This is a genomic window from Algibacter pacificus (genome assembly GCF_008033385.1).
Classification (GTDB): Bacteria; Bacteroidota; Bacteroidia; order Flavobacteriales; family Flavobacteriaceae; genus Algibacter; species Algibacter pacificus.
In genome coordinates this window covers 138,996-162,709 of sequence record NZ_ML701731.1, presented here as the reverse complement: position 1 = coordinate 162,709, position 23,714 = coordinate 138,996, and the positions used below count along the sequence as shown (strand labels likewise).

General features: G+C 34.4%; 23 protein-coding genes, 2 pseudogenes and 1 riboswitch. Of the genes and pseudogenes, 13 read left to right on the top strand and 12 right to left on the bottom strand.

Features of this window, described 5'->3' with window-relative positions:
* Positions 1-243 (top strand): annotated as a pseudogene (locus FQU21_RS00690) (Fic family protein); the annotation flags it as partial.
* Positions 244-318: 75 nt separating this feature from the next.
* Here FQU21_RS00690 and FQU21_RS17615 read toward each other — a convergent pair.
* From FQU21_RS17615 to FQU21_RS00670, 3 genes and pseudogenes are all read right to left on the bottom strand, one after another.
* Positions 319-453, bottom strand: a pseudogene (locus tag FQU21_RS17615) (IS110 family transposase); the annotation flags it as partial.
* Positions 454-1,718: 1,265 nt separating this feature from the next.
* On the bottom strand, positions 1,719-2,756 hold the full coding sequence (locus tag FQU21_RS00675; protein WP_147676093.1) for an RluA family pseudouridine synthase: 1,038 nt from the start codon (positions 2,754-2,756) through the stop codon (positions 1,719-1,721).
* A 2-nt stretch (positions 2,757-2,758) separates the two neighbouring features.
* Positions 2,759-3,313: a PASTA domain-containing protein gene (locus FQU21_RS00670; protein ID WP_147676092.1), complete on the bottom strand. Its 555-nt coding sequence runs from the start codon at positions 3,311-3,313 to the stop codon at positions 2,759-2,761.
* A 170-nt stretch (positions 3,314-3,483) separates the two neighbouring features.
* Between FQU21_RS00670 and FQU21_RS00665 the strand changes: the two genes are divergently transcribed.
* Both FQU21_RS00665 and coaD read left to right on the top strand, forming a co-directional pair.
* On the top strand, positions 3,484-4,458 hold the full coding sequence (locus FQU21_RS00665; protein WP_147676091.1) for a D-alanine--D-alanine ligase: 975 nt from the start codon (positions 3,484-3,486) through the stop codon (positions 4,456-4,458).
* A 166-nt stretch (positions 4,459-4,624) separates the two neighbouring features.
* Positions 4,625-5,080: a pantetheine-phosphate adenylyltransferase gene (gene coaD / locus FQU21_RS00660; RefSeq protein ID WP_147676090.1), complete on the top strand. Its 456-nt coding sequence runs from the start codon at positions 4,625-4,627 to the stop codon at positions 5,078-5,080.
* Positions 5,081-5,114: 34 nt separating this feature from the next.
* On the opposite strand, the gene FQU21_RS00655 is transcribed toward coaD, so the two are convergent.
* On the bottom strand, positions 5,115-5,771 hold the full coding sequence (locus tag FQU21_RS00655; protein WP_147676089.1) for a TrmH family RNA methyltransferase: 657 nt from the start codon (positions 5,769-5,771) through the stop codon (positions 5,115-5,117).
* A 120-nt stretch (positions 5,772-5,891) separates the two neighbouring features.
* Here FQU21_RS00655 and FQU21_RS00650 point away from each other — a divergent pair, with 120 nt between their 5' ends.
* Entirely contained in the window at positions 5,892-6,572 is a 681-nt protein-coding gene (locus FQU21_RS00650; protein ID WP_147676088.1) for an SIR2 family NAD-dependent protein deacylase, read from the top strand.
* Positions 6,573-6,694: 122 nt separating this feature from the next.
* A complete protein-coding gene (locus FQU21_RS00645) occupies positions 6,695-7,141 on the top strand; it encodes a KTSC domain-containing protein (protein WP_147676087.1) in 447 nt (148 codons plus the stop codon).
* Here FQU21_RS00645 and FQU21_RS00640 read toward each other — a convergent pair.
* Both FQU21_RS00640 and FQU21_RS00635 read right to left on the bottom strand, forming a co-directional pair.
* Positions 7,138-8,373 (bottom strand): glycosyltransferase, encoded by a 1,236-nt coding sequence (locus FQU21_RS00640; RefSeq protein ID WP_147676086.1) that lies wholly within the window; start codon positions 8,371-8,373, stop codon positions 7,138-7,140. The two genes, FQU21_RS00645 and FQU21_RS00640, sit on opposite strands and share 4 nt — an antisense overlap.
* Before the next feature lie 200 nt (positions 8,374-8,573).
* Entirely contained in the window at positions 8,574-9,041 is a 468-nt protein-coding gene (locus FQU21_RS00635; protein ID WP_187269293.1) for a heme-binding domain-containing protein, read from the bottom strand.
* 43 nt (positions 9,042-9,084) lie between these two features.
* Here FQU21_RS00635 and FQU21_RS00630 point away from each other — a divergent pair, with 43 nt between their 5' ends.
* Together FQU21_RS00630 and purB are read left to right on the top strand one after the other, a co-directional pair.
* Positions 9,085-9,651 carry an adenylosuccinate lyase gene (locus FQU21_RS00630; RefSeq protein ID WP_147676085.1) on the top strand — a complete coding sequence of 189 codons (567 nt, stop codon included), beginning with the start codon at positions 9,085-9,087 and terminating at the stop codon, positions 9,649-9,651.
* Between the two features lie 87 nt (positions 9,652-9,738).
* Positions 9,739-11,082, top strand: a complete 1,344-nt coding sequence (gene purB / locus FQU21_RS00625; protein ID WP_147676084.1) for an adenylosuccinate lyase — start codon at positions 9,739-9,741, stop codon at positions 11,080-11,082.
* 96 nt (positions 11,083-11,178) lie between these two features.
* On the opposite strand, the gene FQU21_RS00620 is transcribed toward purB, so the two are convergent.
* The 4 genes from FQU21_RS00620 to FQU21_RS00605 form a co-directional block, all read right to left on the bottom strand.
* Positions 11,179-11,721, bottom strand: coding sequence for a DUF4252 domain-containing protein (locus tag FQU21_RS00620; protein ID WP_246124701.1), 543 nt, complete (start codon positions 11,719-11,721; stop codon positions 11,179-11,181).
* Positions 11,722-11,789: 68 nt separating this feature from the next.
* The gene (locus tag FQU21_RS00615) at positions 11,790-12,350 is read right to left on the bottom strand and encodes a DUF4252 domain-containing protein (RefSeq protein ID WP_147676083.1); all 561 of its coding nucleotides are present in this window, start codon (positions 12,348-12,350) and stop codon (positions 11,790-11,792) included.
* A 45-nt stretch (positions 12,351-12,395) separates the two neighbouring features.
* Positions 12,396-12,884, bottom strand: a complete 489-nt coding sequence (locus tag FQU21_RS00610; RefSeq protein ID WP_147676082.1) for a hypothetical protein — start codon at positions 12,882-12,884, stop codon at positions 12,396-12,398.
* On the bottom strand, positions 12,871-13,380 hold the full coding sequence (locus FQU21_RS00605) for an RNA polymerase sigma factor (protein ID WP_147676081.1): 510 nt from the start codon (positions 13,378-13,380) through the stop codon (positions 12,871-12,873). The genes FQU21_RS00610 and FQU21_RS00605 overlap by 14 nt, the downstream gene beginning before the upstream one ends.
* Before the next feature lie 323 nt (positions 13,381-13,703).
* Between FQU21_RS00605 and FQU21_RS00600 the strand changes: the two genes are divergently transcribed.
* Complete coding sequence (locus FQU21_RS00600) at positions 13,704-15,185, top strand: S41 family peptidase (protein WP_147676080.1); 1,482 nt, start codon at positions 13,704-13,706, stop codon at positions 15,183-15,185.
* A complete protein-coding gene (locus FQU21_RS00595) occupies positions 15,185-15,904 on the top strand; it encodes a Dph6-related ATP pyrophosphatase (protein WP_147676079.1) in 720 nt (239 codons plus the stop codon). The genes FQU21_RS00600 and FQU21_RS00595 overlap by 1 nt, the downstream gene beginning before the upstream one ends.
* 59 nt (positions 15,905-15,963) lie before the next feature.
* On the opposite strand, the gene FQU21_RS00590 is transcribed toward FQU21_RS00595, so the two are convergent.
* Together FQU21_RS00590 and FQU21_RS00585 are read right to left on the bottom strand one after the other, a co-directional pair.
* Positions 15,964-17,151, bottom strand: a complete 1,188-nt coding sequence (locus FQU21_RS00590; protein WP_147676078.1) for an Lcl C-terminal domain-containing protein — start codon at positions 17,149-17,151, stop codon at positions 15,964-15,966.
* Between the two features lie 96 nt (positions 17,152-17,247).
* Positions 17,248-17,553, bottom strand: a complete 306-nt coding sequence (locus FQU21_RS00585; RefSeq protein WP_187269292.1) for a LytR/AlgR family response regulator transcription factor — start codon at positions 17,551-17,553, stop codon at positions 17,248-17,250.
* A 144-nt stretch (positions 17,554-17,697) separates the two neighbouring features.
* Positions 17,698-17,886: riboswitch (cobalamin riboswitch) on the top strand.
* A 113-nt stretch (positions 17,887-17,999) separates the two neighbouring features.
* On the opposite strand from FQU21_RS00585, the gene FQU21_RS00580 reads away from it, so the two are divergent.
* The 4 genes from FQU21_RS00580 (at position 18,000) to FQU21_RS00565 (ending at position 23,701) form a co-directional block, all read left to right on the top strand.
* A complete protein-coding gene (locus tag FQU21_RS00580; RefSeq protein ID WP_147676076.1) occupies positions 18,000-20,024 on the top strand; it encodes a TonB-dependent receptor plug domain-containing protein in 2,025 nt (674 codons plus the stop codon).
* Positions 20,021-21,160, top strand: coding sequence for a YncE family protein (locus FQU21_RS00575; RefSeq protein ID WP_246124699.1), 1,140 nt, complete (start codon positions 20,021-20,023; stop codon positions 21,158-21,160). The genes FQU21_RS00580 and FQU21_RS00575 overlap by 4 nt, the downstream gene beginning before the upstream one ends.
* An 18-nt stretch (positions 21,161-21,178) precedes the next feature.
* Positions 21,179-22,303, top strand: a complete 1,125-nt coding sequence (locus FQU21_RS00570) for a cell surface protein (RefSeq protein WP_147676075.1) — start codon at positions 21,179-21,181, stop codon at positions 22,301-22,303.
* A gap of 234 nt (positions 22,304-22,537) precedes the next feature.
* Entirely contained in the window at positions 22,538-23,701 is a 1,164-nt protein-coding gene (locus FQU21_RS00565; protein ID WP_147676074.1) for an ABC transporter substrate-binding protein, read from the top strand.
* Positions 23,702-23,714: the final 13 nt, after the last annotated feature.

The window sequence follows — 23,714 nt, the reverse complement described above, 5'->3', positions numbered from 1 at the left end:
ATTGAGAAAATAAATTCAATTAAAGTATTATTGGATAAAACTATAATATATGCACAAGAAAAGGAACCTAAAATTTACAGAAAAGAATTAATTGAATTACTCTTTGAACAACCTTATTCTAAAATAGAATTTGTTGTAGAAAAATTAAACGTAGAAAGAAAGGCCGCTTCTCGATATTTAAAAAAAATGGAAGAAATTGGAATACTAACCTCTCAAAAGATTGGAAGAGAAAGTGTTATGTGAATACAAAATTGATTGAAATATTGAAAAAGCACTAAGAACAACAAAGTACTGTGGTAAAAAACAAGTAAAAATCTATTAATTTTTCGCTAAAGTACTTTTATAAATATCACCATATATCAATCCTGATTTTGCTATTGCAAAAGCCTGTTTTAGCAACTTATTACACACAGCTATTAAGACTGTTTTTTTGCGCTTTCCTTTGGCAACAATTAAAATGGCTTGTAATGGAATAGGAAATAATCCCGATATTGGAAAAGAATATTACGGAATAAACAAAAACTTACTCGCGCAAAATTTGGAAATCACATAATATTTTATCGGCAAATGTCAAATGATAGAATTGAAATAATCAGAATTCTAAACGAGAGAATAGATTTAAAATTAATAGAATAAGCGAATAAAAAAACCACGCCTAAAAAATGAACGTAATTAACTTATAATCAACTGCTTAAATTAAAAATATTTTCGTTTTTTTTCTATTTGGTTTTTATTTGCCAACTTTAGAGCTTAACCACGCAACTAATCATTCACAAACACGTTACGTTACCAGCAAGCTAAAAAACAGGATGTAATAACAAATATTGAATATGTCAAATTGGAAACAAAACTTTCTGAATGAACTTAAAATTAATCCAAAACGAATTTTTCTGATTGATGCTTTCGGAGCTTTAATAACTGCGATTTCATTATTCGGAATTTTAGCACAATTGGAACCGCATTTCGGAATGCCTAAAAAGACATTATATCTATTATCTGGAATAGGCTTTAGCTTGTTTATTTTCTCAATGAGTTGTAACAGGTTTATTAAGTCAAATTGGAAACCTTTTTTAAAAATATTAATAATTAGTAATAGTATCTATTCGTTAATTTCCCTTGGATTGATAATAAAGTATTCTGAAAAACTTACTGAACTAGGATGGATATATTTCATACTTGAATTAATAATAATTGGAATAATCATTATTGTGGAATATAAATCATACTTAAATCAAGTTAGTAATTGAAATACGAAAATTTAAAAAGAGAATAAAAGCCTGCAGCCAACAAAGTATTGTGGTAAAAAACAAGTAAAAATCACTAAACCTCCCCGCTAGCGATTGTTTGCAACGAGTGTACATAATGCTATGCAAAAAAAATTATTCTTCAAGTTTAAGGATAACTAATCCTTATATATTTCATTTCGATACTAGGAGAAATCCCATAATTCCAAACAGCAAAACCGCCGCTCTTCATGTAATTTCTCCCTTTGGTTGAAATAACAAAAACAGGTAACGTTAGCAAAAGCCAAATTTCACTTCTCCAGCAAGCACCCGCGTTAGGGATTGCAGCGGCATCCTTTTTGCATAAAAAAAGCACTAATAATCTTAATAAAAAACGGGGTGCACTTTTAGGCTTAAACTTTAATAAAAGTTAAATATTACGCAAAAAGATATAGCGTAAAGCCCGACCCTTTTCGGGTAACGCCCAAAACGTTATTATTCTAATTCTTGATGTTTAGAATAAGTTTTCCATTTTTCGATACATTGTTGCATATCGTCTGGAATGTCGCTATCAAAACGCATAAATTCTCCGGTGGTTGGGTGTACAAAGCCGAGTGTTTTTGCATGCAGGGCTTGCCTTGGTAATACCTTAAAGCAGTTGTCTACAAATTGCTTGTACTTGGTAAACGTGGTGCCTTTTAGTACTTTTTCACCACCGTAACGCTCGTCGTTAAACAGGGTGTGCCCAATATGTTTCATGTGCACACGAATTTGGTGTGTACGTCCGGTTTCGAGTTTGCAAGATACCAAAGTAACATAACCTAAACGTTCTAAAACACTGTAATGTGTTACGGCTGGCTTGCCTTTATCGGCTTCGTCATCGAAAAACACGGTATTTTGCAATCGGTTTTTGGGGTGTCGGCCAATGTTGCCTTCAATGGTACCTTCGTCTTCTTTTACATTTCCCCAAACAATGGCCACATACTCGCGCTCGCTGGTTTTATTGGCAAACTGATTGGATAAATGCGCCATAGCTTCCTCGGTTTTCGCGACTACCAAAAGACCGCTGGTGTCTTTATCGATACGGTGCACCAATCCGGGGCGCTCGCTGGAGTTATTTGGTAAATTATCGAAACGGTGAATTAGGGCATTTATTAAAGTGCCGGAGTAATTGCCGTGTCCTGGATGCACAACCATGCCTGCTGCTTTATTTACAACTAATAAATCATCGTCCTCATAAACCACATCGATATCAATATCCTCACCAACCAATAAATTCTCGAATGGTGGGTGTGCAAAACGCACACGAATAGCATCGAAAGGTTTTACTTTATAATTCGATTTTACAGGGACATCATTAACATAAATGCTACCATTTTTGGCTGCTGCTTGAATTTTATTTCGGGTGGCATTTTCAACAAAATTCATTAAATACTTATCAATTCTAAGCGGTGTTTGCCCTTTATCTACTGTAAATGAATGGTGTTCGTAAAGGTTGTCTTCGTCGGGCAATTGTGGGGTATATGCGTCCATAATTAAGGTCTGTTACCGTTTCCTAAAACTAAATCTATAACAGAAGTTTTCGCTAATTTATCGTTGGGTTGTAGTGTTTTGCCTTTGTACGTCATACGCAGTACCATATCTTCGGCAATATTATCTTCATAAGATAGCTTTCCCACTTTAAACCCTAAGGCTTCTAAAGTTGGTTTGGCTTGGCGAAAGGTACGTTCTTTTAAATCGGGGACCACAATTTTTCGGTAACCAGATGGGTTTAATGTTAAATATATTTTTCTGTTTTTCTTAACTTGTGTTCCAGAAACAGGCTCTTGTTCTATTACCGAAAACTTAGGGTAATTAGGATTATAATTTGCCGAATCTTGTATTTCCATCTTCAAATTATTTTCGCTTAATTCTATTTCGGCCACATGAATAGATTTTCCAGTTAATTCTGGAACCGTTTCAAAATTACCGTGATTTGTGGAGACATTTAACCATTTCAACATAATGAAACAAAGTACTGCAATAGCCACAATAGCTAGCACTAATTGCTTAACAAACGATTTACTAACAAGGAATTTAAAAATGCTCATGTATAATTTTTATAATTAGGCAAAGATATAAAAACAGAACTGTTTTTTCTTTTGTAATTTATATGATATTTTAGCTTTGCGAATATTAACTAATTATAGTTACGTTTTATTTTTGATTTTAGACTGAATAAAGATTTTTTCGCTTGCGCGGAATATATAAACACACACCAATGAAAAAGAATATCGCCATTATTATGGGAGGCTACTCTAGCGAATATAAAATTTCCTTAACCAGCGGAAATGTCGTTTTTGAATGCCTAGATAGCACAAAATACAACCCATATCGCATTCATATATTTAAAGATAAATGGGTTTATGTGGATGTCAATGACACCGAATTCCCTATTGATAAAAACGATTTTTCGGTAACGGTAAATGGTGTAAAAACCACTTTCGACTGTGTGTTTAATGCCATACACGGTTCGCCCGGAGAGGATGGTTTTATGCAGGGATATTTCGATTTGCTAAACATACCGCACACCAGCTGTGGTATGTATCAAGCCGGTATTACTTTTAATAAGCGCGATTGTTTGAGTGTACTAAAACCTTATGGTATTAAAACTGCGGAATCTTATTTTGTAAACAAAGGCGATGTAATAAATGAAGATGATATTATTGCCAAAGTTGGCTTGCCTTGTTTTGTAAAAGCGAATAAAGCCGGAAGCAGTTTTGGTGTTTCCAAAGCGCATACGAAAGCCGATTTACAACCCGCCATTGATGCTGCTTTTAAAGAGGATGATGAAATTATTATTGAATCTTTTTTAGATGGGACCGAAGTTTCTGTTGGCGTTATTATTTATAAAGGTGAAACCAAAGTATTACCGATTACCGAAATTGTAAGTGAAAATGATTTTTTCGATTATGAAGCTAAATATTTAGGAAAATCGCAAGAAATAACACCAGCAAGACTTACAAAAGAGCAAGAAAACAAAGTAAACACCGTTGCAAAAAAGGTTTATGAGGTTTTAAAAATGACAGGTTTTAGCCGAAGCGAGTATATTTTTAAAGATGGCGAACCCCATTTATTAGAAATGAATACCATTCCGGGGCTAACTCGAGAAAGCATTTTACCACAGCAAGCCGCAGCCGCAGGAATTAGTTTAAGCGACTTATTTGATAGCGCCATTGAAGAAGCCTTAAAATAAAACACTTAATCATTAATACCCGATACTTAATACTCAAGTCTAGAATCTCAAGTCTTTTTTCTTGATTCTTGACTCTTAATTCTCGATACTTAATTCTCAATCAAACTTTAGAATTGTATCTTTACTAACGCATAAATATGTCCTTTAATTGGGAAGACAAAACATTATGAGAAAAGCATTATTTCCAGGGTCATTCGATCCGATAACTTTAGGACATTACGATATTATAAAACGTGGTGTCACCCTTTTTGATGAAATTATAGTTGCCATTGGTATTAATGCCGATAAAAAATATATGTTCTCCCTTGAAGAACGTAAAGCTTTTATTGAAAAAACATTTGCCGACGAACCTAAAGTGAAAGTAGTAACCTACGAAGGATTAACCGTGCATTTTTGTCAAGAAATAGGTGTGGAGTTTATATTACGTGGTTTAAGAAATCCAGCTGATTTTGAGTTTGAAAAAGCGATTGCCCATACCAACCGCGAGCTAGCTTCTATTGAAACCGTTTTTCTTTTAACGGCTGCAAAAACATCGTACATATCCTCATCTATTGTGCGTGATGTGATTAGAAATAATGGCGATTATACAAAATTAGTTCCCGATACCGTTAGAATAAAATAGTGAAAAATGGGTTTTTAAGTCGCCATTGTAAAATTTAAACCGTTTCATAAAAACGTGCTATAATTTTTTCGTAACTTTTTATAGTTTTCTTACACCAATCTAACCGTTTTTCAAGAATTTCATCTTCAGTTAAATGCCATTCCAAATCGGTTTGTCTTAATTTAGACGTGGCTTGTTGCAAAATAATAGCCGCCGAAACTGAAATATTTAAACTCTCGGTAAATCCAACCATAGGGATTTTTAAAAAACAATCGGCTTCATCTAAAACGGTTTGCGATAACCCTTCCGTTTCTCTTCCGAAGAAAAAACACGACTTTTTAGTCACATCAAAATCCTTAATATCGCAGTCATTAGCATGTGGTGTAGTGGCTACAATTTGATACCCTTGGGCTTTTAAATCGACGAGGCAGTCTTTAACGTGATTGTAACGATTTAAATCTACCCATTTCTGAGCACCCATGGCAATTTCCCGATCAATATCTTTACTGTTTTGTTCTTCCACAATATTAAGTTCTTGAATTCCAAAAACATCACAAGTACGCATAACCGCACTTGTATTGTGCAGTTGGTACACATCTTCGGTGGCCACCGTAAAATGTTTGGTACGCTGTGCTAAAACTTTATCGAATTTTTCCTTTCGTGATGGCGTTAGGAAGGTTTCCAAATGCTCTAAGAGTTTCATGTCAATCATAGGCCAAAAATATAAAAGTTTTTTAGATTTATCAGTTCTGAATAATTTCCTATAAAAACCTATTGATTTTACTAAAATTTAAAGCATTCAAATTCATTTTAAATATTTATTTTTAACAGTATGAAACATATAGTTGTATTAACAGGAGCTGGCATAAGTGCCGAAAGTGGTATAAAAACCTTTCGCGATGCCGATGGTTTATGGGAAGGTCATAATGTGATGGAAGTAGCCACACCCGAGGGGTTTGCTGCTAACCCCAAATTGGTTTTGGATTTTTACAACCAACGCCGTACAGAACTTAACACGGTTAAACCTAATAAAGCACATTTGGATTTAGCTGAGCTTGAAAAGGAATTTAAAGTGAGTATCATTACTCAAAATGTCGACGATTTACACGAGCGGGCCGGCAGTACAAACATCACGCATTTACACGGCGAGCTTTTAAAATCCCGAAGTTCTTTTGATAAAACGGATATAAAACCGTGTACGACTGACATTAAAATTGGGGATTTATGCGATAAAGGCTATCAAATACGACCGCATATTGTATGGTTTGGAGAAGATGTCCCCATGCTAGACAAAGCCATTCAAATTTGTGAAACTGCCGATATTTTAATCATTATTGGTACATCGATGCAAGTGTATCCGGCTGCGAGTTTAATACATTATGTACCACAACAGACAGCTGTTTATTTTATAGATCCAAAACCAAACATGGAAAGTAATAAAAACGTCACAGTAATAGCCGAACCGGCAACTGTTGGAATTTCTAAAGTAATTAAACTATTACATAAAAATTAATTTTAGAATAACATATACAGTATTATTCATGACTGCAACCATTTAAAGTAGAAATAGTTAATTTACAAAACTATAACCGTTTTAAAAAGACTATCTTCGCGCAAAATTTAGAATTGCTTTTTATGAAACGTATTAATGAATACAAGAAATTATTTGGTGCAGAACAAGATATGAGCTTAAAATCTCTTAAATCTTCTTACCGAAACTTAGTTAAAGAATGGCACCCTGATAAATTTCAGGCTGGAGACGAAAAAGCTGTTGAAGCTGAATTAAAAAGTCGCCAAATTATTGATGGGTATCATTTTTTAGTGAGCATTGCTCCAGAAACAAAGGCTGCTAATTTAGACGAATTCAATGCCACTATTGCGACACCTATAATGGATTGGCAACATAAAGGGTTGCTTTTAGAGGTTACCTTTTTAGACGGAAATACTTATGAGTTTTTTGGTGTAAACAAAGCCTTGTATATCAAATTTTCACAATCGGATAAACAAACACGTTTTGGTAAACGAAACATTTTTAATTCCTTTACTTACAGAAAAATTAAGAAAAGTGAAGTAGAAGCTTAGGCTTTATTTTTCTCTTCTATCCATCGGCTCATAAATTTGGTGCTTTGCATGCTATGATGTTGCAGCATTTGCCCCATAAAATTATTTTGACGATGCATAAATAAATTTTCAACAATCGATTTAATTCGGGATAAAAACACTTTTTGATGTTTCCCAGAGTTGAATCGATTGTTAATTACAGCAAATCCGTATTGCTGTTTTTCGGTCCAAAACCATTCATTTTTATAAAGCTGAACGGCTTTGTTTGCAAAACAGCTGGCATCATCTTCAATAAATCCGTTAGGTTCATAATCCCCAAACATCCCTTCGGCACCAACAGTAGATGTTACCATAGGTGTACCATTTTGCATGGCATCAATTAATTTACCTTTTAAGCCTGCTCCAAACCGAATTGGTGCTAAACAAACTCTAGCTTGTTGCATCACGCTATTAACATCTTTGGCAAAACCTTTAATAAAAAAGCCTTGCTTTTCGTTGTGCAATTGATTCACTTTTTGCGAAGTATAAGCCCCGTAAATATGTAATTCTGCCTTTGGAAGTTGCTTTCGGATTAAGGGCCAAATGGTTTCTTTTAAATATAAAACGGCATTATAATTAGGTTCATGTAAAAAATTTCCAATCGTTATAAAATGCGTTCTATCTTCAAAATTTGGAAGTTTTTCAATGGTTTCTTTAGAAATGTCATCTAACATAAAAGGCAGATAAAGCAGTAAAGCATCATCTACTTTAAAATCATTTTTTAGAATATCCATTTCCGCTTGCGAAATAATTAAAGTTAAATCGCATCGAAGTATACTGGCTATTTCTCGTTTTGCCGTATCATTAAATAAATAGTTTTTATCGAAATCTGCGCCATCTTTAAAGGCTTGTTGCCTGCCTTTTCGTAAACTGTGTAAATCTTCGGTATCTAAAATTTTAATAGCATTTGGGCAATTTTCAGTAACCCGCCACCCAAACTGTTCTTCCATCATAAACCGATCGAAAAGTACAATCTCGGGATTTAAAGCTTTTACAAAATCGTCAAAACTAGAATTATTAAGTTCAATGTTTTCTTGTGCAACATCAATACTTTTCAAATTAAAGGCATGATCTGTTTTGGCACAGGGGCTCGCAAAAGTAATCTCGTAATTTTGAGTTTGAAACGTTTCAATCAATTGCATCATCCGGCTTCCTGCCGCAGAACTTCTAGGCTCTGGCCAAACAAAACCGATAATTAGCACTTTTTTATTCACTTAAATTATATAATATTAAAACGTAATGACTGCTCTCCTTTTTGAATGCTACTGCGACTGTGACTGTGACTGCGACTGTGACTGCGACTGTGACTGTGACTGCGACTGTGACTGTGACTGTGACTGTGACTGTGACTGTGACTGCGACTGTGACTGTGACTGTGACTGTGACTGTGACTGTGACTGTGACTGCGACTAATTTACTCCGGCTTCGCCTCCATACTATATTTTATACGTACCAATTTAGCCCAACCAACAACTGCTTCAATTTGTGCATCGCTAAGTTTAGCTTCTTTATGCGTTATGGTGTAAGATTCTAAAGGCATCTCTTTATCCTCAACCATTTCAATAATTTCTTCAAACTTATGGTCTTTTCGTTTTACGGAATTCCCCACCCAGTTTGAAAAATTTAATTCTTCTTTGCCTTCATTAACATGGTTAGCTAACCAAAAATTTACGGGTGTAATATTGTTATACCAAGGATAGCGAGTTGCATCACTATGGCAATCGTAACAAGTTTCTTCTAAAATAAGTCTAACCTCTTCTGGCGGATTAGTTTCAGCCAAAAACGCATTAACCGAAGTTAAATCGCCTTCATTCTTTTCTGTCCCAAAAAACTGACCAACGACAAATGCTATCAATAATACCAATAATACTTTTTTTAACATCTTCTTTTTATTTAAATTTAAACCATAAAAATACACAATCCATTTGACTATTGAGCAACTGTATAAGGAATTAAATTACGCCAACCACTCCAGAGAAAAGCGGTTGTTTTATGCGAATATGATGATTAACAACCCCGAGTTAATCCCAAAATTATTAGACATTCTTTTTTTGGTGGACGATAAAATATCACCGCGAGCCGCTTGGGTTTTAGAATTTACTTGTAGTGAAAACATGGAAACTATAATTCCATATTTAGATACTTTTACAGAAAACATGCACAAAATTCATTTGGATTCGGCTGTTCGCCCTGCAGCCAAAATTTGTGAACTTTTAGCAAAACATTACTATGCAAAAGACGATAACGCCATAAAAATGGCACTAACCAAAACGCATCAAAACCGTATTATTGAAACCTGTTTCGATTATATGATTAACGATGAAAAAGTGGCAGCGAAAGCCTATAGCATGGTCACCCTTTTTTTATTCGGAAAGGATTTTGATTGGGTACATCCCGAATTAAAAACCATTTTAGAACGCGATTTTAATATTCAAAGTGCGGCATTTAAAGCACGTGCGCGACAAATTTTGAAAAAGCTAAATAGAAAATAATTTAAAAGCTTTAAAACTTCGAGCTTCGGTGTTCAAATTTCCGTGTAAAACAACTATATTTACAGCTTCAAAAAAATCAAATAAACTATGTCATTATCTGCATTAAACGCCATATCGCCAATCGATGGTCGTTATAGAAGTAAAGTAAACGAATTAGCGCCTTATTTTTCGGAAGAAGCTTTAATAAAATATCGTGTTTTAGTTGAAATTGAATATTTTATAGCCCTTTGCGAAATTCCTTTACCTCAATTAGAATCTGTTGATAACGGTGTTTTTGAAGATTTAAGAGGTATTTATAAGAATTTTTCTTCGGAAGATGCTTTGGCTATCAAAAAAATTGAAAGTGTTACCAACCACGATGTTAAAGCGGTTGAGTATTTTATAAAAGAAAAGTTTGATGCTTTAAATCTTTCGGCATACAAAGAGTTTATCCACTTTGGGTTAACTTCTCAAGATATAAACAACACGGCTATTCCTTTAAGTATTAAGGAAGCTATGAACGATGTTTATGTTCCTGAATATTTTGTGGTTTTAGAAAAACTTAAAACATTATCTAAAGATTGGGCAGAGATCCCAATGTTAGCAAGAACCCACGGACAACCAGCATCTCCAACCCGTTTAGGAAAAGAAATTGAAGTTTTTGTGGTGCGTTTACAAGAACAATTTAACTTATTGAATGATATTCCAAGTGCTGCTAAATTTGGTGGAGCAACAGGGAATTTTAATGCTCATCACGTAGCATATCCAAATATTGATTGGAAAGCTTTTGGAAACCAATTTGTTCAAGAAAAATTAGGTTTACATCACTCGTTTCCAACCACACAAATTGAGCATTACGATCACGTAGCCGCTTTATTTGATAACTTAAAACGTATAAACACCATTATTTTAGATTTAGATCGCGATATCTGGACTTATGTTTCTACCGATTATTTTAAACAAAAAATTAAAGCTGGCGAAGTAGGAAGTTCAGCGATGCCACATAAAGTAAACCCTATCGATTTTGAAAATTCTGAAGGAAACTTAGGGATTGCAAATGCGCTTTTCGAACATCTTTCGGCTAAATTACCAGTTTCAAGATTACAACGTGATTTAACAGATAGTACGGTTTTACGTAATGTAGGCGTTCCTTTTGGGCACACTTTAATTGCTTTTAAATCGACTGTAAAAGGTTTAGACAAATTACTTTTAAACGAAGATAAATTTGCTCAAGATTTAGAAAATAACTGGGCTGTAGTTGCCGAGGCTATCCAAACTATACTGCGTCGTGAGGCTTACCCAAATCCTTATGAAGCTTTAAAAGGGTTAACCCGAACTAACGAAAAAATAAACCAAGCGTCTATTTCTAATTTTATTGATACTTTAGAGGTTTCGGATGCTATTAAAGCCGAATTAAAACAAATTACACCAAGTAATTATACGGGGATTTAAGAGTTGAAAATTCTATATATATCATAAAAAAGGGACGCTTTAATAAAAGTGTCCCTTTTTTAATATTACCACTAAATGGTAATTATACTAAATATTTTAGTTGAAAAAATTCTTAATATCTTTTAGCTGATTGAGATCTATATCCGCATGGTTTAAAGATGCAATCAAGGTGCCCATTTTAGTAGGGTTCATATTATCTCCTAAAACACGTACAATTCCAAAACCTAGTTTTTTCGAGTTTCCGAAAAGGATAATCTCATCGGCTTCCTCATCAGTACCAATATATTTTACAATAATTTTATTGCCTTTATCACTAAACTCTATTAAGTCGTTATATTGTTTATGCTTCAATATTTCTTTTACAGTAACCATTTCTATATTCATAGAATCGGCATTATTATCATTCGCTTTATAGGCTAAAAAATTCAATCGTTTTACAGAATTAAAAGCGTCTAGCTGCGCTTCTGTAAAATTAGAAGTATCCATATTCAACATGGAAAGCGGTAAATCTTGCGAAATAAAATTAGGCGCCTCTTGGTGATCTACAAAATAGGTTTGCAATGTTGGCCCATTGTTACAGCTTACTAAAATAGCTGCAACAAAAAGACCTAATAACATGTGATGAACTGCTCGTTTCATGATTGATTGATTGATTGATTGATTGATTATTTTAATTGAGTTATACTTTTTTTTAAAATAGCATTACCTTATCTGTTTTTTTCTAAATGTTTACCTCCTGGAATATTCATTTTATCGGTAAGTTTAGATATTTCGTTTAAGTCAATATCTCCAGTAAGCGACACGACAACGGTTTCAATTTTACGTTCCTCGCCACCAATTTCAATACCTTCTTCCATGTATTTATCAATACCGTTTACAAAAATTAAAAGCTCTTTAACATGGTCGGCATCTTTGCCTTCTTTTACGTAAAAATTCACATTTGTACCATCGTCCTTAACTTCCATGAGTTCCTCTAGCGCACTAGAACGCGACTTTACCCATTTACCAAGATCGGCAGCTATAGTTTTATTATCGGTAATCATGGTTTTAAAACTAGTAATACTTTTCACCATATCCATATACGCTCGCGCTTCGGCATCGTCCACATTAATGCCCATTTTAGCAATCATTTGGAACATTTTAGGTTTAATAGACACATAAGTCACATTGGGATTATCACTATATTTATCAAAAACATCCTGCTGCGCCATACCTGTTAATGGTAGTAAAACTAGCGCCATTACGAATACTATTAATCTATTTCTCATTGTATTTGATTTTAATCTATTTAAATTCTTCATTTTTTTTCTTAATTAATTTTTAAAAATTATTCCAGTCGCATTTTCCACTTCGTTAAGGTATCCCAACGTAGCGGTTCCTTTTTCTATTTGGTCTAAATAATTCACCGTAGCCACACCTTTATTAAAGTTTTTCGAAATCATTTCTAAAGATTTCGTTACTTCCATTAAAGCCAACTCCGGATCTTCATAAGTCCCTAAATCATTATTATTTAGCGAACCTCCAAAGTAAAACCCAATCATTAAAACGGCCACTGCGGCAACCGCTAACCACTTGTAATTAAAAGGTTGTTTCTTTGTTTTTACTTCAGTTTCAAAAATAATGTCCTTATTAAACTGCTCCCGGTTACATATTGAAAAATAACCAAACATGGATTTATAAACTTCCAAATGGGGCGCAACATCGTCACTTGCAAAATAGTTTTTTAACAGTTGCTCTTCCTTTAGGCTTGTTTCACCATTATCGTATTTTTCTAGTAATTTTTCTATATTATTTAACACCATAATTATGTGTATTAGTCAACTTTTCTCTTATTGTTTTTCTTGCTCTCGACAAGTTTACACGTACCGCTGTATTATTCATGTCCAGCATTTTCGCAATCTCATCCAAATCATATTCCTCTATATCTCGCAACTGAATTATTGTTTTCTGTAAGTCCGGCAAATCCTCAATAATTTTAGACACCCAGTTTACGCTATCATTCAACTCCATCTGCTTTTGCAAAGCCGTTTGCTTATCCTCGTAGTTGGTGTGTACAATTTTAAGGTTCTGTGCCTGCTTCGACTTTAATTTATCGAAACAAAAATTCTTAGTCATCGTCATCGAAAAAGCCTCCACATTTTTATACTCGGCCATCTTTTCCTTATTATTCCATAATTTCAAAAGCATTTCCTGCGTAGCATCCTCGGCCTCTTCCGTAGAAACTAGCAAGCGTTTCGCCAACCGAAATACTTTATCCTTAAAAGGCATTACAACATTTAAAAACTCTGTTTGAGTCATTTTTAATTGGTTTTATAAAACAGCTAGGTTACGGCTATTTAATATGATGACGACCACCTTTCTCATTTGTTACATCGAAAGTAAATAATTTAAAATTAATTTGGGCGTTCCCCTTTTCCGCAAAAGCTACAAAGGGTCGGGCTATACGCTACAAGTCCTCGCAATCTCGATTATCATCGAGCTTACTGTGGGCTTTCCACTGCTATCCCTAACGTAAGGTCTGCCTCCAAATCTTGTCTAAACTATTAACATTATTTTTTATTACACAATAATGTACCTAAATTTAGAGTTTTAAAATGTATTCCCATTTAATTAGTTAGCACATGAAAAATATAAAAACCCTGTTCCTATTGCTTTCATTAGCATTAACAACAGTGAGTTGTTTTGAGGATAAAGACGACATTATTGTTTCCGAAGCACAACAAACAGAAAACTTAAACGATTTTGTTTGGAAAGCCATGAATTCTTGGTACAATTGGCAAACGGAAGTTCCAGATTTAGCAGATTCTAAAACCGAAAATAGCAGTACTTACAGATCCTATTTAAGCAGCTTTTCAACACCAGAAGACTTATTTTATAGCCTTATTTATCAAACGGATGTTATTGATCGTTTTTCATGGTTTATTGAAGATTATATCGAACAAGAAAATGCTTTTCAAGGTATTAGCAAATCCTTTGGATTACAACCTCAAGGTGTCCAAATTGATGGTGACGGCAACGTCATCCTTTATGTCCGTTACGTTACCGATAATTCGCCAGCCAGTGCTGCCGGCATAAAACGAGGCGATATTATAAACGCCATTAATGGCACCACATTAACCTCCTCAACCTATAGCGACGCTATAAATGGATTATATCAAGATAGCGTTACTCTATCTTTTGTTTCAGAAAACAACGGTGTTTTAACTCCTATAGAAGACAAAACCATTACAGCGGAAATTATCTCAGAAAACCCGGTTTATTTAACAAAAGTATTCGATAATATCGACGGAAAAAAAGTGGGCTATTTAGTGTATAACGGTTTTACATCATCGTATAACGACGAATTAAATGATGCCTTTGCGTTCTTTAAATCTGAAAACATTACCGAACTTATTCTGGATTTAAGACTAAACGGTGGCGGATCGGTAGAAACATCGGCTTATTTAGCGAGTATGATTTACGCCAACGCCAACACAGAACGCTTTGCCGAATTAATTTTTAACAGTAAACACGACGCCGAAAATGGGTATTACAACTTTGAGAACACCTTAAATGTCTATAATTCTAGTGGCGACAAAACAGGCGAACAAAGCATAAATAGGTTAACAACATTAAACCAGCTTTATGTATTAACATCGGGCAATACCGCATCGGCAAGTGAAATGATTATAAACGGACTATTACCATACATTCCTGTAAACCGCATTGGAACGACAACCTACGGAAAAAATGTGGGTTCCATTACCTTGTATGATTCTCCAGATTCCGATTATTTAAATAGAAGTACGGCAAACTCAACACATTTAAACGCCATGCAACCCATAGTTTTTCAAATATTCAATAAAAATGGAGAAAGTGATTACACCTCTGGTTTTGAGCCTAATATTGCCGAAGTTATAGAATACGAATACTGGAACAACACATTGGCTTTTGGAGACGAAAATGAAGCGGTTTTAAAAGCGGCTTTAGATGATATTAGAGCGATTTCAGCAAAAAACACAGCATCTAAAACCCAAACAGATGCAACACTTTTAAAAGCCCCCTTAATAACCAATAAATTTAAAAATGAGATGTATATTAATGCCGATTTTTTATCTAAATAATGCAAAAACACAAAACCTATTTTAATTGGAGTTCGGGAAAAGATTCCGCTTTAGCTTTATATTATTTATTACAAGATACAAACTATAGCGTTGAGCAATTAATTACAACTGTAAATAGCCATTACAATCGGGTGTCTATGCACGGCCTTAGAAAGGAATTACTTTTAGCCCAAACTAATGCCATAAATATTAAAGCCAGTTTAATAGAACTCCCCGAAATGCCAAGCATGGAAACCTACGAGGAGGTTATGCTTAATACGGTTTCTCAACTAAAACAAAACGGTTTTACCCACAGTGCTTTTGGAGATATATTTTTGGAAGATTTACGTACTTATCGCGAAAATAATCTAGCTAAACATCATATAAAAACGGTTTTTCCTATTTGGAAAAAAGACACCAAAACATTACTTACCGAGTTTTTAAACTTAGGGTTTAAAACCATTGTAGTTTGTGCAAACTCTAAATTTTTCGATCAAGATTTTGTGGGTACTATTATCGATGAGCATTTTATAGATAATTTACCCGAAGGTGTAGATCCTTGCGGCGAAAACGGCGAATTTCACACCTTTTGTTTCGATGGTCCTATTTTTAAAAACCCCATTCCTTTTACCATTGGCGAAAAAGTATATCGCGAATATGATGCGCCAAAAGGCAATGATGATTCCGTTTGTACTGCCGATAACTATGGCGTTTGGTATTGCGATTTAGTGCCGGTTTAGAAAAATGCAAGTTCATTTTTATATTATATTTAATATTAAGAGATTTTTAAACAGAAACATTAAAGTTTAATAGTACGAACACTTCGTACATAATTGTAAACATACCTCACATCGCCTTGAGGCCCGAAATACTTAGGATATTGGTTTTTATTTCCACTTTTAGGATCACTTCTTTGGCATCCAGCCCCGTGCACATCCATAAGCGTATTTCGCATTTTCCCTTGTCCTTCGCCAAAAGCAATATACACGGCACCTGCTGCTGGATTTACACCATCTAAATGTGTGGTACTAGTCCAAAAGAATGGATATTGCCCAGATTTCCCTTCGGGATCTTTAATTTCAGTAGTTGAAAAAACAGGATCGATAGCAGGAGAGTTTGTGGTTTGCGGCGATCTAGAATAATCTACAATACTTTGTAATTCTTTAGCATCAGGTAATCGCCAATCGGTATAACCGGCAAGTTCCAAATCTTCTGAATAGGCTAATGCCCCTTCCCAATCTCGTGCTTTGCCATCATCTGCTTTTTGCCACATTAATCCTGTAGCATAATCACTTACCGTCCCATCGCCGTTATCTATAAAATTATTTTTTCCGTAGTCTGTATTCCCTCTAACCATACGAAAATACATGGTATTTGCTGTTTGGGTTCTTTTCTTAAATTTAGGATATCCTTTTATGCGACCATCAATAAAATTAACTCCAAAAATGGTTTTATCACTATGCATAGTTAAACCTACATATTCCGTGGACGACCAGGTTTGTGCATCAATTTCGCGTTCTCCAATATTTGTATTTCCAATAGGTTGAATAAAATAATCGGTATCAATAAATAACTTATTGGATTTTGCGCCTTTAACCTGACCAGTAAACAAAATTAAGGAATACAACTCTTTAATGGTTGGCACACGCCAATCCGAATGCCCGCCTAAATTAGATTGTTGGGCTTTGGAAAAAGCGGCTTCATAGGTCATTTTTTCACCCATATCTTTTTCCCACATTAATCCCGTTACATTATCGGTAATAGTGCCGTCGCCATTATCGGTATATGAGGGTTGATTTCCTGTATATGTACCATCTTGCCCATAAAACGCCTCGCCTTCATTGGGTTCTGAAATCACTCTATTGTTGCTATAAAATTCAGAAACATTCGTGTCGACAATAGGATATGTAATTTGTGCCGCGGCCGTATAGAAAACGGAAACAAATACAATTAATACCACCAGTTCTTTTTTAATACTATTTTTCATAACGCTATATTTTAAATTTAACTGATATAAAGATCTAAAATGAATGCTAAGAAAAAGAAAGAAATCAATAGAAGGCAACTTTCAATCAACGAAATTTCAATTGAAAAAATTTTTATTCAAAAACTTCTTAAAATCCTCTTGATAGGTATCGCTAACCACGATAAATTCTTTTCGACTATAAATAATTCTATTCCGCTCGACGGTAACAATATGATTGAGGTTAACAATAAAAGAACGGTGAATTCGCATAAAATATTCCTTAGGCAAAATGTCTTCAATATTTTTAAGACGAAGTAAGGTTTTTACAGGTTCTCCATTCACTAAATGTAAAGCGACGTATTCTTTTTGAGCTTCAATATATTTAATATCATTAAAATTAATACGAATATGCTGCTGCCCCAATTTTATAAATAAAAAATCATTAAAAATAGGACATAAATCATGTTTTTATAACTATTTATTCTTCTGAAATTTTAAACAAAAAAACTTCAATAAGTTTAATAAAAATGGGGTGTTGTTAACTAATTAATTCTATATATTTGCACTTTATTTTTAACTAAAAATGGTTGTCGAGTGTAACAACTTGACATTAAAAAGGGAATTTAGTGCAACTCTAAAACTGTCCCGCAGCTGTAAGCTTAAAAACTGAAACCCCAAGTGTGGTCACTTTTCTTAGAAAGGGAAGACCGGGTGAAAGAAGCAAGTCAGAATACCTGCCATTTTTATAATAATTCAATAAGCTTTCGGGGATTGAAGCTAGAATTAGATATCTGTCTATCTTTTACATTTTTAATGTTTTAGATACGCAGGACTTCTATTGTTCTGTCCTCGTTTGTTAAAAACAAAGTATGAGGATTTCTTTTTTACATTGCTTTCTGTTTGTTTATATGAGTATTGGTTTCAATAATTCATCAACTTTATACGCTCAAGAAAAAGATTCTATAATACCGGTTTCATTAGATAAAATATATTTATTACAATCTAAAAGATATCTAAATCCAGAACCGTTAAACAGTCATTTTTCACCCGCTCCCGTACAAGAATTAACCGGTAATACATTAAGCCGTTTAAGCACCAATAGCGTTGCAGATGCTATCCGTTTCTTTAGCGGTGTTCAGCTAAAAGATTATGGCGGAATTGGTGGTATAAAAACCATTAACATTAGAAGTATGGGATCGCAACATACCGGTGTTTTTTATGATGGTGTTCAGTTGGGAAATGCGCAAAATGGTCAAATAGATTTAGGTAAATATTCTTTACAGAATATGGAAGCGATAGCCCTTTATCAAGGCCAGCGTTCAGATTTAAATCAATCGGCAAAATCCTATGCATCTTCCAATAGTATTTATCTTCAATCTAAAACCCCTGAATTTTCAGAAGATAAAAAACTACAAACCAATGTAAGTTTAAAATCAGGGTCTTTTGGTTTATTTAATCCGGCAGTCGATTTCGATTTTAAAATTAATAACAAATTAAGCGCGCGCTTTAGTACAGAGTACACCAATGCGAATGGCGAATATAAATTTGAATATAGCAACGACACTTATGATACTATTGCCGTTAGAAAAAACGCTGATGTTGAAGCCTTAAGACTAGAAGCATCTTTATACGGCAAGCAGGGTACAAAAACCAACTGGAACCTTAAGTATTATCATTACGATTCGGAACGTGGTTTACCTGGTACTATTGTAGCCAACAGATTCGAACGTCCGCAACGTTTATGGGATAAAAACAATTTTCTACAAGGGGAATACACCCACCATATAAACGATTTCTATTTTATTGTATTTAGAGGAAAGTACGCCAAAAACTACTCGCGGTATGTAGACCCCGAAATTATTACAACCGATGGCGAATTAGATAACCGTTATACCCAAAAAGAATATTATGCCTCTTTGGTAAACACGGTTAAAATTCGTCCATTTTGGAATATTTCCTTGGCTACCGATGTTCAAAAAAATACCATGGAAGCTAATTTATATCGGTTTGCATACCCAAAAAGATTAACCCTATTAAACGCATTGGCAACCGATTTTAATTTTGATAAAGTTCACATCCAAGCCAGTTTATTAAGCACAACAGTTAATGATGATGTTGAGTATTACGAATCTGCCGAAGATTTACAAAAATACACGCCCGCCCTTATGGTGAATTGGCAACCTTTTGCTTCAGAAAAATTTAGACTTAGAGCTTTTTATAAGAAAATTTTTAGGCTCCCCACCTTTAACGATTTGTATTACACCTTTGTTGGCAATGTTTTTTTAGACCCAGAAGATGCCACTCAAATAAACTTCGGATTTTCTTTTCAACCTGAAATTAAAAACATCGCTTTCGATATTCAAACCGATGTTTATAAAAACTTAATAGAAAATAAAATTGTAGCGGTACCGGGAACTAACTTATTCCGCTGGTCTATGCTTAATTTAGGAAAAGTAGAAACTACCGGTATAGAAACCACGATAAAAGCAGCGGGAAATTTAGGTAAAAAAATTCATTATAGAACCAACTTAAGCTACACCTATCAAGAATCTATAGATGTTACCAAAGGCACAAGTAATTACGGCGATCAAATACCTTATATCCCATTACACAGTGGGAGTTTAAGTGCCATGCTCGATTATAATAAGCTTGAATTTAATTACAGTTTTATTTACACTGGCGAAAGGTATAGCCAAAAGGCCAATATTAATTCCAACTATTTACAACCTTGGTACACGCACGATTTAAGCTTAGGCTACACCTTGTTTTTAAAACAAAATCCGTTAAAAATTAAAATGGAAGTAAACAATGCTTTCAATCAACAATATACTGTTATTAAAAATTTTCCGATGCCAGGAAGATCATACCGATTCTCTTTAAATTATACATTATGAAAAACATCAAGTTAAATTTACAAACCCTACTGCTTATTGCTTTATTATTCAGTTTTAACGCCTGCCGTACCGATGATCCACTAGATGAAGAACCAGCTACGGAAGTACCCACAGAATCATCGGATGAAGTTAAAGGCTTCTTTCTATTAAACGAAGGCAATATGTCTATGAACAAGGCCGCCTTAGATTATATGGATTACGAAACAGGGATTTACGACAAAGAAGTTTTTAAAGCTGCAAACCCCGAAGCCGTAGGTGGTTTGGGCGATGTAGGGAATGATATGGGTATCTATGGTTCTAAATTATATGTGGTAGTTAATGCCTCAAATAAAGTTGAAGTTTTAGATGTAAACACTCGTAAAAGACTGAAACAAATCGATATAGATAACGGACGATACCTGACGTTCTATAATGGAAAAGCCTACTTAAGCACCTACCTTGGAAGCATTGGTGATCCTAATGCGGCAAATGGCAAAGTTGTAGAAATAGATACCACTAGTTTAAGTATTACCCGTTCTGTGGAAGTGGGCAGACAACCCGAAGAATTAGTAGCTTATAACGATAAAATTTATGTAGCCAACTCTGGCGGCTATAGCGCACCAGATTACGAATCGACTGTTTCTGTAATAGATATTGATAGCTTTACCGAAACAAAACGTATTGAAGTCGCCATTAATCTGCACCGTATTCAAATTGATAACGAAGGTGATCTCTACGTTTCTTCACGAGGCGATTATTTTGAAACAGCATCCAAACTTTTTGTCGTGGATACAGAAACTGAAACTGTTAAAAAAACCTTTGATTTAGCAGTAAGTAACATGACATTTTTTAATGACATGCTTTACATTTTCAGCACAGAATTTAGCTATCAAACAGGAGAAAACACGATTTCTTATAACACTTTAGATACCACCACTGAAACCGTTTTAGACGGGTCGATTATTAAAGATGGTAACGAAACACTTATTAAAATCCCTTACGGAATATATATCAATCCCGAAACCAAAGACATCCTAATTACTGATGCTAAAGATTATGTGACACCAGGAAGTCTTTACTGCTTTTCCGCAGATGGTGTTCTAAAATGGGAAGTAGAAACAGGAGATATTCCTAACAAAGTTGTATTCACATATTAATTATATAAATCAAAATTCATGACTAAATTTATTACCATTTTAAAACCACGTTTATTATTTATCATCCCAGCATTGGTAGCTATGATAAGCGTATCTTGTTCTTCTGAAGACGATGTTATTGCTCCAGAAATTCAATTATCAGAAGCAAGCAACAACCTCGTCATTTCTATGGGGGAAACGCTTAATTTTTCAGCAGAAAACTTAAATAAATTTGACTATGAAGAAACATGGACTCTAGCGGACCTCGTGGTATCTTCAACATCGACTTATGAATTTATTCCTGAAACCTCTGGCGAATATGTTTTATCATATAAAGCCTTTAATGAAGCTGGCGAATACACCTTCGATTATACAATTGTTGTCGATGCTAAAATCCGCTCAACCACAGTTGACAGCAATATGTATGTCACCACTTTATTAGATTACTTACCAGCTCCAGGACAAAAAATAAACACCTCGCTTGGTACTCTTGAAGCTGCACAAACACTTGAAGGTAAAAAAGGAATGGTAACTTTAGGAGGCTGGGGAGGCGCTGTCTCTTATGCTTTCGATCATACCGTGTTAAATACTGAAGACAGCAATGATATCATAGTGTACGGAAATGCTATGAGTGGTTTTGCCGAGCCTGGCGTAATATGGGTGATGCAAGATGAAAATGCTAACGGTATTGCAGATGATACTTGGTATGAAATTAAAGGCGCTGCAGATGAATTAGAGGGAACCATAAAAAATTATAGCGTCACTTACACAAAGCCAGATGCGGACACAGATGATGTGCCATGGACCGATAGCGAAGGAAATAGCGGTGTTATTGCAACAAATGCCTATAACACTCAAGCCTATTACCCAGAATCTGTAACAGAAGATTCATATACTATTACAGGAACACTTTTACCAGATATTAATATCGACATGAGTAACCCAACCTGGATTAAAAGTAATTCTTTTGATTCTGGTTATGCAGATAACACACCTGGTGGCGATGAAATAGATATTGCTTCAGCAATAGATTCAGAAGGAAATACAGTCAACTTAACGGGAATCGATTTTATAAAAATCCAAACAGGTATTCAAGCCAATATGGGTTGGTTAGGAGAACTTTCTACAGAAGTAACGGGAATAGCAGATTTAAACCTACTATAAACCCTATATAGAAGTTAAAAACTTATAATAGTAACAAAAGCTGAACAATAATATCATGTTCGGCTTTTGTTTAATACATGCCCTTTACTTTTTCTTATTCAATTTATAAACTAGGTAGATAAAACCAACTAAAAAATGCAGGATAATAATACCTCCTACTATATATATCGTTAAATTTGAACCGTTTCTCATAACAGAAATTTTATATAAACTTAAAAAAATTAATCAACCTAAATGTTACTATTGTTACAAAAAAAGTCTTTTCTCTACATTTTACTTGTTCTTTTTATAGGTTTTATTTCGTGTAAAAAAGAGAAACAAACAAGTATTAAAATTCCCAAGGCAAAAGAAAGAACACTAAAATACGCCAAAGGTTTTACTATTAAAGATTACAATACTTATCAGGTTTTAGAGATTAAAAACCCATGGCCAAAAGCAGAAAAAACGTATCGTTATGTATGCATTAGTCAAGAAAACGCTGCGAAAACCAGTTTTTTAAAAAATGACTATAACGCGATCATTATTACCCCTATAAAAAATATAGTAGTCACCTCTACAACACATATTCCAGCTTTAGAACTTTTAGGTGAAGAAAAAACTTTGGTCGGTTTCCCTGGAACAGAATATGTCTCTTCTAAAAAAATAAGAGCTAGAATTGATAGTGGAAACGTAAGAGAATTGGGTAAAAATGAAGGTATAAATACCGAAGTTTTATTGGAATTAAATCCAGAGGTAGTCGTTGGTTTTGGAATTGATGGCAACAATAAATCTTTAGATCTTATTGAAAAAGCCGGAATCCCTGTACTCTACAATGGAGATTGGGTGGAAACCTCTCCACTAGCGAAAGCCGAATGGATAAAGTTTTTTGGCGTGCTGTATAACAAAGAAAAAGCAGCCGATTCTATTTTTAATACCATTGAAAAAGAATATATAACTGCTAAAAAAATAGCCGCCAAAGTAAAAAACAAACCCACCATTTTAAGTGGTGCCATGCATAATGATATTTGGTATTTACCTAACGGAACCAGTACCGAAGCGCAATTATTAAAAGATGCCAACACCAATTATTTATGGCAAGACTCCGAAGGCACAGGAAGTTTACAACTTAATTTTGAGTCTGTTTTTATAAAAGCTCAAAACGCCGATATTTGGTTAAGTCCATCCAATTATTCAAGTTTAGAGCATCTAAAAAATGCCAGTGCACATAATGCCGAATTTAAAGCCTTTAAAAACAAAAACATCTATTCGTCTACCAATACCACAGGAGATACTGGTGGTGTTTTATATTTTGAATTAGGTATGAGCAGACCCGATTTAGTTTTAAAAGATTTAATAAAAATTTGTCATCCCGAATTACTTAAAGATTACGATCTTTATTTTTTTGAACGTTTAAAGTAAATATACCCCTAAC